Genomic DNA, 10,634 nt, shown 5'->3' with positions numbered 1-10,634 from the left:
CAGTGCTTGTGCTGTGGGGCTGGGTTTACCCGCGAAAAAGTTATCACCGCCTTAACGATTTCTCGTGGAGTCTTGATGAAAATCCGGTACAAGGTCAGCCTCGCCGCTGCCTGTGTGTTGTTGATCACCACCAGCCTGTTGTCCTTGGCCCAGGTCAGCCAGGTGCGCACAGTGCTACGCGCACAAGCGGGAGAAAGCATCCTCGAATCGAGCACGGCCGTTGCAAGGCAGATCGAGAACTGGCTCAACGGCAAGCTGCACCTGATGGACTTGACGGTCCAATCCATCGCCAGCCCCGTCAGCCAGCAAACCGTCCAGCGCATCACCGATTCACCTTTGTTGAAGCAGGAGTTCGCACTGGTGTTCGGTGCCCTGCAGGTCGATGGCAAACCCATTGGCGACCTGGATGCCTGGAAACCCAAACCAGGTTATGACGGTCGCACGCGTCCTTGGTATGCGACCGGGGAGGGGAGCAGCCAGGCAGTGCTGACCGAGCCCTATCAGGATTCCTCAACGGGGAAAGTGTTGATCTCGGCTGTCAGCAGAATCACAGACGATGGGCGGATTGCCGGTGTGCTGGGCGGCGATATCCATCTCGACACCGTCACCGAGGCCATCAATACCCTGGGCTTCAGCGGCGCGGGCTATGCCTTCTTGCTGAACCAGAACGGCAATATCATTTCCCACCCTGATGCCCAGCTCAACGGCAAGCCCTACAGCGCGTTGTTCGGCGGCGCACAGCCGCCTCTGGAAGGCCAGCTTCAGTCGATCGAGGTGGATGGCAAGTCCTTGCTGGTGTCGTTCATTCCGTTGTCCAACCTCCAAGGCATGCACTGGTACATCGGCGTGGTACTGGATGAAGGCATCGTCATGGTCGCCAGTCATCAACTGACCTGGCGAGCGGCAGTCGGCACCGGATTGGGTGTGCTTCTGAGCCTGCTGGTGCTGGGCCTGTTAGTGCGGCGCTTGTTGTTACCCTTGGATCGGCTCAAGGCCTCGCTGGCCGACATGAACCGTGGTAACGGCGACCTGACGCGTCAACTACCGGTGTCCGGCAACGATGAAGTGGCGCTGGTGTCGGTGGAGTTCAATCAATTTTTGGGCAACCTCAAGACGTTGATCGGCGATGTGCAGCAGACCTCACAACAGGTGCGCGAGAGCACTTCGGCTACTTCCCACGAGGCAAACCAGGCGGCCAGCCGCGTGCAATTGCAGTTGCAGGAGCTCGATCAACTCGCCGCCGCCATGAACGAAATGGCCTCCACCGCCGAGGACGTGGCGCGCAATGCCCAGGCCGCTGCCCAAGCCGCGGTGGCCGCACACGATCAGACTGAGAGCGGTGTGGCGCTGGTGTTGCGCTCGACCGGGGCCATCAACGGCCTGGCCGAGGAAATGAACACCACCGGGCAGGCCATCAACGAGTTGTCCGCCCTAAGCCACAGCATCGAGTCGATCCTCTCGGTCATCACCAGCATTGCCGACCAGACCAACCTGCTCGCACTCAACGCCGCGATCGAGGCCGCGCGTGCCGGGGAGTCCGGGCGCGGATTCGCCGTGGTGGCCGATGAGGTGCGTTCGCTGGCTTCGCGCACTCAGCAATCGACCCAGGAGATCCGCCTGATGATTGACCAGTTGCAAGCGGGTGTGCGCCAGGCCCAGATGCGCATGCAGCAAAGCCGCGATGCCGCCAGCAAGACTGCCGAGGATGCCAATGCGGCCAATGAGACCCTCGGCCGCATTCGCGAGGCGATCTACCGCATCAATGACATGAACCTGCAGATCGCCGCCGCTGCCGAGCAGCAGAGCGCCACCAGCGAAGAGATCAACCGCAATACCACCAACATTCGCGACATCGGCCTGGAAGTGTCCGGCGGTGCGCGGCAGCAAGTCAGCCAGTGCTCGGTGATGGTCGACCATGTAAGTCAACAGGACCGCCTGCTCAGCCGCTTCCGGATATGAGCGGTGCCTGACAACTCTCTGCATAGCGCAAGGAGCACGGTGCGACCAGTCGTCAACTGGCGGGGACTGCGAAGCAGCCCCACAGGGCTCACGCTTTACGCTCGAGTTGTCGCTCTATCATGTATTTGACCGCCAGGCGCCTTTCCTTGAGGCGCCGCAGGTCGTCGTCATCGGCAATGCCTGCCGAGATCGATTCGGCCGCCAAAACCTGATTGTCGATATCCACATATTCATCCAGCAGCCGGTCCAGCTCTTTGTCCTGTTGGCGCCGCTGCTGGACGATTTCGCGGGGATAGTGCAGGTCCTGGTATAGGTCGTGGGAAACTGGCATAGCGCCCTCCTTGTAATGCGCAGGTTTTCTTACCTGATTGGAAGGGGCGAACACGCGGTTGTTAAAGCGAGGCGCAAAAAATACGACGGATGGCCAGGGCAGGAATCAGCGGGGAAGACTAACTTGCTGTTTTAAGGCAATTTTTTTCATTCCGGGGGTTCCCAGGTGAGTCGAGTGTTGGTATAGTGCCGGCCATTCCAGCACAGCGGCTCAACGTCGTTGTCAGCGAACCGTCAGAACGACAGTGCTCATGCACTCGTCGCATCCGATACAGGGGCGTCGCCAAGCGGTAAGGCAGCAGGTTTTGATCCTGCCATGCGTTGGTTCGAATCCAGCCGCCCCTGCCATTTTTCACATATCTTCTCGATATTCCTCTTTGCCTTGGCGCACTGTCTTCTAGTGTCTTTCGCTCGTATAGCGATTGAGCCTCGTGGCGCTTATCCGGCTGCCATCGCGGAACAAGCACAAGGCTGCTCCCTGTAGGAGCGGGCTCGTCCCGCGATAGAGCCAGAATGCTTCAGCGCAATTCCTTGACCATCTTCTCCAAGGTTTCCAACACGGCGCCAGCCAGCGCTTTGGATCGCTCGCCCGACCAGCCGGTAATGGCGTTGGGCGCATCGTCGTGATCCTTGAACGGCATCTCCAGCGTCAGTGAAAGGCAATCATAGGCTTGGCCGACGGCGTTGCAGGCCAGTGTCATGTTGGCCTGACCGGGCTCGTCGCGGGTATAGCCGTGCACGGTCTGGAAGTCCCGTGTGATGCTGCACAGTGTGGAGCGAAACTGCTCCTCTAGCTTCGCCAGGCGGGGCGTGTAGCCCGGGTTGCCTTCGCAGGCGGCGGTGAAGACATGTGGGATTTCCTCGTCGCCATGCACATCGATGAACGCATCCACCCCGTGCTGTTTCATCTGGCTTTGGGCGAAGAAGACCTCGGGGCTGAGCTCGACGCTGGCGTCCTGCCATGCGCGGTTGAGGTCCTTGCCCTTGAAGTTGGTGCGCAGATGGCCGAGGAAGGCGCCATCAGGGTTCATGTTCGGGATCAGGTACAGGTCGGCGGCCGCGAGCAGTGACTGGACAGTGCTGTCGTTGGCTTGCAGACGGTCTATGACGCCCTCCATGAACCATTCCGCCATGTGCTCGCCAGGGTGCTGCTGAGCGATCAGCCACAGCTTGCGCTTGCCTGGTACGCCGTCGCCTGCGCGCAGCAGCGGGATATCGCGGCCTTGCACGCTACGACCGCAGGCCAGCAGCTCGACGGCCGGCAGTTGCTTGGCTCGTTCGATCAGTTGGTTGTGGCGGGCGCGGGGGTAGGGTTCGAAATAGGCGAACCAGGCCTGCGGGGCCTTGGCTTGAAGTTCGAACACCAGGGCTTGGCCGTCGAACTGGCTGGGGATGCGAAACCAGTGCTGTTGATCGTAGGATGCCACGGCCTGATAGCCGTGCCAGGCCTTGTTATAGGAGGACTGGCTAGCGTTATCGAGGCTGAAGCGATGGGTCTGGCCCGGGGTCAGGCCGCTGGCCTTGAAGTGGAACCACTGGAAATGGCCACTGTTGGTATCGGGGCGGATGGCCAAGCGCACGCGGCTCGGGTCGCGGATGTCCAGTGCCTGGATATTGCCGGAATCGAAATCGCAGTCGATCTGCAGCGGGGACAGCGTCACGGTCATTGCCAGACTCCTGTGGCTTTGTTGTGGCGTTACTGTACACCGCTTGGCCAGAAGGCTGGGCGACTAAATCCTGTAGGAAAGAACTGCTTGCCCAATGGCCTGGGATTCAGGTCAAGAAGCCGAGCAAGGCCAAGGCTGCCACACCCAACCCGACCACGATCGTACAACCGCCCAGCGACAGTGCTGCCCGGCCATGGCGGTACCAGCCGTCATGGCCCAATTGGCGGGCTGGGGCGAGCAGGCTGCGCCATCGCAGTTCGGTCTCGTGAAAAGCGTGCAGGTGTTCCGGGGCGGCGTCGAGCCAGCGGCGAAAGTCGATGCGTTCGCAGGCGGTCGCCTCGGGGTTCTGCAAGTGGATGTACCATTGCCCCGCAGTGCGGGCGAGGGCGTCGCCTGGAGTGCAGGTGGTTTGCAAGGCCTGATTCAGGTGGCGCTCAATGGCCAATAGCGAGAGGTCGAGACGCTGGGCGATGTTCGCAAGGTCCAACTGGTCGAGGCGGTTGAGCAGAAAAACCTGTTGCGCGCGCCGTGGCAGGCGCTGCAGGCCATGGAGCAAGGCGTCGCCGGTTGGCGCCTGCAAGGCGGTGTCATGTTCCAGAGGCAGCAACAGACGGGTCATGGACAGCTCCTTGCTCAAAATGGAGTAGGGGGCATCTTCCGTGATGCGCCGTTAGATTAATCGTAACGATATTGATTCTCAAGTGCTGATTTCGTAAAACGCTGCAACACCCGTTCAAGATTTGACATACCTTTGCTATCCTCGCGGCCATCAAGCGGTACCGATCTTCATTAGCCTGAAGAGCCAAAAAAATGACCCGGCGAAAAGCCGGGTCAAAAACCGTGATTAGCCTGATGAGGAGATAATCTGAGAGTCCGACCTAAGGGCTTCCAGGTTATCCAGCAGGTCTCGCGACCAGCTGAGTGCAATAATAATCGTTATCATTTGCCAGTCAAATGAATTTTCCCCTTCCTGGTAAAAAAATATTACCGGGCGGCTCCCTGATAGCCGGAATACGGGCGCTTCACCGCTCGTCGGCCATCACGTCTTGCTCATCTCTCGGCCTTTCCTGACGCTTGCTCGTGCTCCAGCAACGCCCTGGCCATGGTCATCATGTGCATCAATGCGAACATCACCTCCCGGGTCATACCCTGGGGCTGGTGAGTGGCTGTTTCGTGCGCGGTGGCCGCCGCGCAGCGCAACAGCGCCAGGGCATGATCCCGGGCCTGTGCAGCGCTTACGCCTTCATGTAGCGTCCAGATCTTGTTGTCCAGATTGGGGCGGGGCGGCGTAGGATTAAGGTAGTAGTCCAGGGCGCGGCGGGCTGCTTCGCTGTCGAGATCTGTTTCGTCGTTTTTCGATGGTTTCATCCTGATACCTGTTGATATTCACTTGGGAGTGGTGAATACGCAGCATAGGTCAGCGTGTATTATTTATCTCATTGAAGATAATTCAGGATGTGTATTGATGCGGCAGATGCAGTCCGTATTGTTCTCCGCCATGGAAAACTGGAACGAATTTCTTGCGCGCTACAAGCGTGAACACAAGCTCAACCAGCTCAAACTCGCTGAACGTCTGGGCATGACCCAGGGCGGTGTAGGCCATTGGTTGCGCGGTACCCGAAAACCCACGCTGGCGACCATCAACGAAAAACTGGAAAAACTCGGGCTGGTGTACCTGCAAGCCCAAGTCATGGTGGTGGAGCGCAACCTGTTGCGCGAAGCACCTGGGGTCTACGCGACAGGGCGGCCAATATCGGGCGAAGCGTTGCGCTATGCCAGTTTTCGGCTTCCGGTACTGGCCTGGAGCGATCTACAGGGCAAATTGCCTGAAACCGCCGAAGTGCACGAGCAGAGTGACTACATGCCAGCCGGTAACGCATTCTGGCTGCCGGTTGAAAACGATTCGATGAATGCCGCAAGCGGTGTGAGTGTGCCCCAGGGAATGCTCATCCTCGTGGATACTGGGCTTGAGGTGGCGCCTGGAAAGCTGGTGATCGCCCGTCAGCCGGGCAAGGCCGCGGTGTTGAGGCAATTGATCGAAGAAGGCGGAGAGCGGATGCTCAGGCCGCTCAATACCCGGTATCCCACAGTGCTGTGCGAAGAGGGCTGCGAGTTTCTCGGCGTCGTGGTTCGCGTGCACGGCAAGTTCTGATCGGCAGGGGCCGCTGCGCAATCCATCGCGCAGCGGCCCCTTTGTGTTTACTCAGCCAATTCCACCAGCACCGCCCCTTCGCTGACCATGTCACCCTCCTGACAAAACAGCGCCTTGACCGTGCCGTCATGCGGTGCGCGGATGCTGTGTTCCATCTTCATCGCTTCGAGCACCATCAGCGCGGTGCCAGCCTCCACGGCCTGGCCCGGCTCCACCAGCACACGTACGATACTGCCGTTCATGGGGGCGCTCAGGCCGCCTTGATGGCTATGGCTGGCTTCGGCCTCGGCGATCGGGTCGAAGGCGTTGACCGTGTGCATTTCGCCATTCCATTGCAGATACAGCGCGTCACCTCGACGAATGGCCAGGCAGCGACGACGCAGGCCGTCCTGCTCATGGCACAGGTGCTCGCCCTGTAGTTGCCAGGTGGACGGTGCGTTGTATTCCAGGGCTACGGCCTGGTCCTGTCCGCCACTGCTCAGATGCAGGCTGCTACGCGCCGGCAGGCCCAGGCGCAGGCCGTCATGCCGGGCCCAGGGGGAGCCGGGATCGTCCTGACGTTGGTGCGTGGGACTGCCCTGCAACCAGGCCTCGGCGGCGGCTTGCCAGAACGCCGCAGATAAGGCAGCGGGGGCTGGCAGCAGCTCGGCCTGGTGGCGTGGAATGAAGCCCGTGTCCAGTTCGGCCGCGGCGAAGGCCGGGTGCGCCAGGATGCGGCGCAGGAAGGCGATATTGGTCTTCAGCCCGCCGATGGCGAACTCGTCGAGCATGGCCAGCAGGCGCAGGCGGGCCTGTTCGCGGTCCTCGCCCCAGGCGATCAGCTTGCCCAGCATGGGGTCATAGAACGGCGAGACGGCATCCCCCTCGCTCACGCCGCTGTCCACTCGGCGGCCTTCGCCTGGAGCCGATTCGCGGTACAGCGCAAGGGTACCGGTGGCCGGTAGGAACTCGTTGGCGGGGTCTTCGGCATACAGCCGCACCTCGATGGCATGACCGATCAGTGGCACCTGCGCCTGGGTGATCGGCAGAGGTTCGCCACAGGCCACGCGGATCTGCCAGGCCACCAAGTCCAGGCCGGTGATGGCTTCGGTGACCGGGTGCTCGACTTGCAGGCGGGTGTTCATCTCCATGAAGAAGAACTCGCCACGGGCATCGAGCAGGAATTCCACGGTGCCGGCACCGACATAGCCGATGGCCTGAGCGGCGCGCACCGCCGCCTCGCCCATGGCCCGGCGTAGGTCAGGCGACAGGCCTGGCGCGGGGGCTTCTTCGACCACTTTCTGATGACGACGCTGGATCGAGCAGTCGCGCTCGTTGAGGTACAGGCAATTGCCGTGCTGGTCGGCGAACACCTGGATTTCCACGTGGCGCGGCTTGAGCACGTACTTTTCCACCAGCATGCGCGCATCGCCGAACGACGATTGCGCCTCGCGCTGTGCCGAGGCCAGGGCGTCGGCCAGCTGGCTTTCTTCCTCGACCACTTTCATGCCTTTGCCGCCACCGCCGGCACTGGCCTTGAGCAGTACCGGATAGCCGATGCGCTCGGCGGCGGCGCGGAAAGTTTCCAGATCTTGTGCATCACCGTGGTAACCCGGCACGAGCGGGACGCCGGCGCTTTCCATCAGCGCCTTGGCCGCCGACTTGCTGCCCATGGCATCGATAGCGCTGGCCGGTGGGCCGAGGAAGATCAGGCCGGCCTGCTCGACGGCGCGGGCGAAACCTGCGTTCTCCGAGAGGAAGCCATAGCCTGGGTGAATGGCCTGGGCGCCGCTGGCCTTGGCTGCGGCGATGAGTTTGTCGATCACCAGGTAGCTTTCGGCAGCCTTGGTGCCGCCCAGGTCGATGCGAATATCTGCCTCGCGACTGTGGCGGGCATCGCGGTCGGTGGCGCTGTGCACGGCGACCGTGGTCAGGCCCATGGCTTTGGCGGTGCGCATGATCCGGCAGGCGATCTCGCCGCGGTTGGCGACCAGCAGGGAGGTCAAGGTGGGACGGCTCATGGGCGCGGTTCCTTCTCGTTGGCTTGCCAGGCGGGGCGGCGTTTTTCCAGGAAGGCGCGCAGGCCCTCCTGGCCTTCGGGGCTGACGCGGATGCGGGCGATGGTGTTTTCGCAGTAGCGGCGCAAGGCCGGGCTCAGCTCGCCGTCGTCGACTTCGCGCAGCAAGTCCTTGGTGGCGCGCAGGGCCTGGGGGCTGTTGAGCAGCAGGTTGTCGACCCAGACCTCGACCTGAGCGTCCAGCTCGTTGGCCGGGTAGACCTCGGCCAGCAATCCCAGCTCGCGGGCGCGCACGCCGCTGAAGCGCTCGGCGGTCAGGGCATAGCGGCGGGCGGCGCGCTCGCCGATGGCTTTGACCACGAACGGGCTGATCACCGCTGGCGCGAGGCCGATGCGCACTTCCGAGAGACACAGTTGTGCGTCCTCGGCGCCGATGGCCATGTCGCAGCAACTGATCAGGCCCAGGGCGCCACCGAAGGCCGCGCCTTGCACCACCGCCAGGGTCGGTGCCTTGAGGCGGTGCAGGGCGTACATCAGCTCGCCCAGCTCATGGGCGTCGTCCAGGTTGGTGTTGAAGTCCAGCTGTGCCGATTGTTGCATCCAGGCCAGATCGGCACCTGCGCTGAAATGCCGGCCGCGGCCGCGCAGCAGCACAAAGCGCAGGCTGGCGTCCTCGGCGAGCTGGTCCAGGGCGACGATCAGTTCGCGGATCATCTGCGCGTTGAAGGCGTTGTTCTTGTCTTCGCGGCTTAGCCACAAGGTGGCGAAGCCGCGAGGGTCCTTGATGACTTCCAGGGTGCTGAAATCGCTCATGGGTCACATCCGGAAAATGCCGAAGCGGCTCTGTTCGATCGGGGCGTTCAGCGCGGCGGACAACGCCAGGCCGAGCACATCGCGGGTCTGCGCCGGGTCGATGACGCCGTCGTCCCATAGCCGTGCGCTGGAGTAGTAGGGGTGGCCCTGGCGTTCGTACTGGTCGAGGATCGGCTGTTTGAGCTTGGCCTCTTCCTCGGCGCTGAAAGCCGTGCCGGCGCGTTCGCTCTGTTCGCGCTTGACCTGCGCCAGCACGCCAGCAGCTTGTTCGGCCCCCATTACGCCGATGCGTGCGTTGGGCCACATCCACAAGAAGCGCGGGTCGTAGGCGCGACCGCACATGCCGTAGTTGCCGGCACCGAAGCTGCCGCCGATGATCACGGTGAACTTCGGCACCTGGGCGCAGGCCACCGCGGTCACTAGCTTGGCGCCATGCTTGGCGATGCCGCCTTCTTCATACTTTTTGCCGACCATGAAGCCTGTGATGTTCTGCAGGAACAGCAGCGGGATGCCGCGTTGGCAGGCCAGCTCGATGAAGTGCGCGCCTTTTTGCGCGGCCTCGGCAAAGAGGATGCCGTTGTTGGCCAGGATCGCCACCGGGTAGCCATGCAGGTGGGCGAAGCCGCACACAAGTGTGGTACCGAACAAGGCCTTGAACTCATCGAACACCGAGCCATCGACCAGGCGAGCGATGACTTCGCGCACGTCGAACGGCTGCTTGGCGTCGGACGGGACCACGCCGTACAGCTCCTGGGCGTCGTACAGCGGGGCGATGGGTGCCTGGCGCTGCACGTGGCCGAGCTTGCGCCAGTTGAGGTTGGCCACGCTGCGCCGGGCCAGGGCCAGGGCGTGTTCATCGTTGTCGGCGTAGTGGTCGGCCACACCGCTGGTGCGGCAATGCACGTCGGCGCCGCCCAGGTCTTCGGCGCTGACCACCTCACCGGTAGCAGCCTTCACCAGAGGGGGGCCGGCAAGGAAGATGGTCGCCTGCTGGCGCACCATGATCGCTTCGTCGGCCATGGCCGGCACATAGGCGCCGCCTGCGGTGCACGAGCCCATGACCACGGCGATCTGCGGGATACCTTGCGCGCTCATGTTGGCCTGGTTGAAGAAAATCCGCCCGAAGTGCTCGCGGTCCGGGAAGACCTCGTCCTGGCGGGGCAGGTTGGCGCCGCCGGAGTCCACCAGGTAGATGCAGGGCAGGCGGTTCTGCAGTGCAATGGTCTGGGCGCGCAGGTGTTTTTTCACCGTCAGCGGGTAATAGGAGCCGCCTTTGACCGTGGCGTCGTTGGCTACGATCATGCACTCGACCCCTTCGATACGACCGATGCCGGCGATCACGCCAGCGGCGGGTACGTCTTCGCCGTAGACCTCGTGGGCGGCCAACTGGCCGATCTCGAGGAAGGGCGAGCCTGGGTCGAGCAGGCGATCGATGCGCTCGCGTGGCAACAGTTTGCCTCGCGAGGTATGCCGCTCCTGGGCCTTGGGGCCGCCGCCTTGGTTGACCTGGGCGAGCAGGGTACGCAGAGCCTGGACCTGGGCCGCCATGGCGCTCCAGTTCTGCGCGAACTCTGGTGATTTAACGTTCAACTGTGACTTCAGGATCATCATGACTCCTCGCGCAGAATCAAGCCTCAAGCTTCAAGCTGCAAGAATGTTCAGTGTTGTGGCTGCAAGCGCGCATCGCTGTTTGTCTTGCTGCTTGTCGCTTGCTGCT

At 62.3% G+C, this 10,634-nt stretch carries 8 protein-coding genes, 1 tRNA gene and 2 pseudogenes; 4 read left to right on the top strand and 7 right to left on the bottom strand.

Annotated features, from left to right (window positions below):
* Positions 1 to 75: 75 nt before the first annotated feature.
* A pseudogene (locus tag HMPREF3173_RS25265) lies at positions 76 to 1,101 on the top strand (cache domain-containing protein); the annotation flags it as partial.
* 339 nt (positions 1,102 to 1,440) lie between these two features.
* A pseudogene (locus HMPREF3173_RS25260) lies at positions 1,441 to 1,959 on the top strand (methyl-accepting chemotaxis protein); the annotation flags it as partial.
* A gap of 88 nt (positions 1,960 to 2,047) precedes the next feature.
* Here HMPREF3173_RS25260 and HMPREF3173_RS09540 read toward each other — a convergent pair.
* Positions 2,048 to 2,290 carry a DUF465 domain-containing protein gene (locus tag HMPREF3173_RS09540; protein WP_043212077.1) on the bottom strand — a complete coding sequence of 81 codons (243 nt, stop codon included), beginning with the start codon at positions 2,288 to 2,290 and terminating at the stop codon, positions 2,048 to 2,050.
* Positions 2,291 to 2,562: 272 nt separating this feature from the next.
* On the opposite strand from HMPREF3173_RS09540, the gene HMPREF3173_RS09535 reads away from it, so the two are divergent.
* A tRNA-Gln gene (locus tag HMPREF3173_RS09535) sits at positions 2,563 to 2,637 on the top strand.
* Between the two features lie 170 nt (positions 2,638 to 2,807).
* Here the strand turns inward: HMPREF3173_RS09535 and HMPREF3173_RS09530 are convergent.
* From HMPREF3173_RS09530 to HMPREF3173_RS09520, 3 genes are all read right to left on the bottom strand, one after another.
* Positions 2,808 to 3,956, bottom strand: a complete 1,149-nt coding sequence (locus HMPREF3173_RS09530) for a M14 family metallopeptidase (protein WP_070572625.1) — start codon at positions 3,954 to 3,956, stop codon at positions 2,808 to 2,810.
* 106 nt (positions 3,957 to 4,062) lie between these two features.
* Entirely contained in the window at positions 4,063 to 4,575 is a 513-nt protein-coding gene (locus HMPREF3173_RS09525) for a DUF4880 domain-containing protein (protein ID WP_070572622.1), read from the bottom strand.
* A gap of 431 nt (positions 4,576 to 5,006) precedes the next feature.
* On the bottom strand, positions 5,007 to 5,324 hold the full coding sequence (locus HMPREF3173_RS09520) for a hypothetical protein (protein WP_070572620.1): 318 nt from the start codon (positions 5,322 to 5,324) through the stop codon (positions 5,007 to 5,009).
* A 130-nt stretch (positions 5,325 to 5,454) separates the two neighbouring features.
* Here HMPREF3173_RS09520 and HMPREF3173_RS09515 point away from each other — a divergent pair, with 130 nt between their 5' ends.
* Positions 5,455 to 6,108: a LexA family protein gene (locus tag HMPREF3173_RS09515; RefSeq protein ID WP_070572639.1), complete on the top strand. Its 654-nt coding sequence runs from the start codon at positions 5,455 to 5,457 to the stop codon at positions 6,106 to 6,108.
* Positions 6,109 to 6,155: 47 nt separating this feature from the next.
* Here HMPREF3173_RS09515 and HMPREF3173_RS09510 read toward each other — a convergent pair whose 3' ends face one another.
* The 3 genes from HMPREF3173_RS09510 to HMPREF3173_RS09500 are packed head-to-tail and all read right to left on the bottom strand — an operon-like array spanning position 6,156 to position 10,528.
* Positions 6,156 to 8,108: an acetyl/propionyl/methylcrotonyl-CoA carboxylase subunit alpha gene (locus tag HMPREF3173_RS09510; protein ID WP_070572617.1), complete on the bottom strand. Its 1,953-nt coding sequence runs from the start codon at positions 8,106 to 8,108 to the stop codon at positions 6,156 to 6,158.
* Positions 8,105 to 8,917: a gamma-carboxygeranoyl-CoA hydratase gene (locus tag HMPREF3173_RS09505; RefSeq protein ID WP_070572615.1), complete on the bottom strand. Its 813-nt coding sequence runs from the start codon at positions 8,915 to 8,917 to the stop codon at positions 8,105 to 8,107. The genes HMPREF3173_RS09510 and HMPREF3173_RS09505 overlap by 4 nt, the downstream gene beginning before the upstream one ends.
* A gap of 3 nt (positions 8,918 to 8,920) precedes the next feature.
* A complete protein-coding gene (locus tag HMPREF3173_RS09500) occupies positions 8,921 to 10,528 on the bottom strand; it encodes a carboxyl transferase domain-containing protein (protein WP_070572613.1) in 1,608 nt (535 codons plus the stop codon).
* Between the last annotated feature and the right edge of the window lie 106 nt (positions 10,529 to 10,634).

It is taken from the genome of Pseudomonas sp. HMSC08G10, assembly GCF_001808425.1.
GTDB lineage: Bacteria > Pseudomonadota > Gammaproteobacteria > Pseudomonadales > Pseudomonadaceae > Aquipseudomonas > Aquipseudomonas guariconensis.
Note: the sequence above shows the minus strand (reverse complement) of the source record. Positions and strands in the feature narration are given on the sequence as shown.

Coding starts and splice junctions, on each gene's coding strand:
- HMPREF3173_RS09540 (WP_043212077.1), bottom strand. CDS start 2,290: ATGCCAGTTTCCCACGACCTATACCAGGACCTGCACTATCCCCGCGAA.
- HMPREF3173_RS09530 (WP_070572625.1), bottom strand. CDS start 3,956: ATGACCGTGACGCTGTCCCCGCTGCAGATCGACTGCGATTTCGATTCC.
- HMPREF3173_RS09525 (WP_070572622.1), bottom strand. CDS start 4,575: ATGACCCGTCTGTTGCTGCCTCTGGAACATGACACCGCCTTGCAGGCG.
- HMPREF3173_RS09520 (WP_070572620.1), bottom strand. CDS start 5,324: ATGAAACCATCGAAAAACGACGAAACAGATCTCGACAGCGAAGCAGCC.
- HMPREF3173_RS09515 (WP_070572639.1), top strand. CDS start 5,455: ATGGAAAACTGGAACGAATTTCTTGCGCGCTACAAGCGTGAACACAAG.
- HMPREF3173_RS09510 (WP_070572617.1), bottom strand. CDS start 8,108: ATGAGCCGTCCCACCTTGACCTCCCTGCTGGTCGCCAACCGCGGCGAG.
- HMPREF3173_RS09505 (WP_070572615.1), bottom strand. CDS start 8,917: ATGAGCGATTTCAGCACCCTGGAAGTCATCAAGGACCCTCGCGGCTTC.
- HMPREF3173_RS09500 (WP_070572613.1), bottom strand. CDS start 10,528: ATGATGATCCTGAAGTCACAGTTGAACGTTAAATCACCAGAGTTCGCG.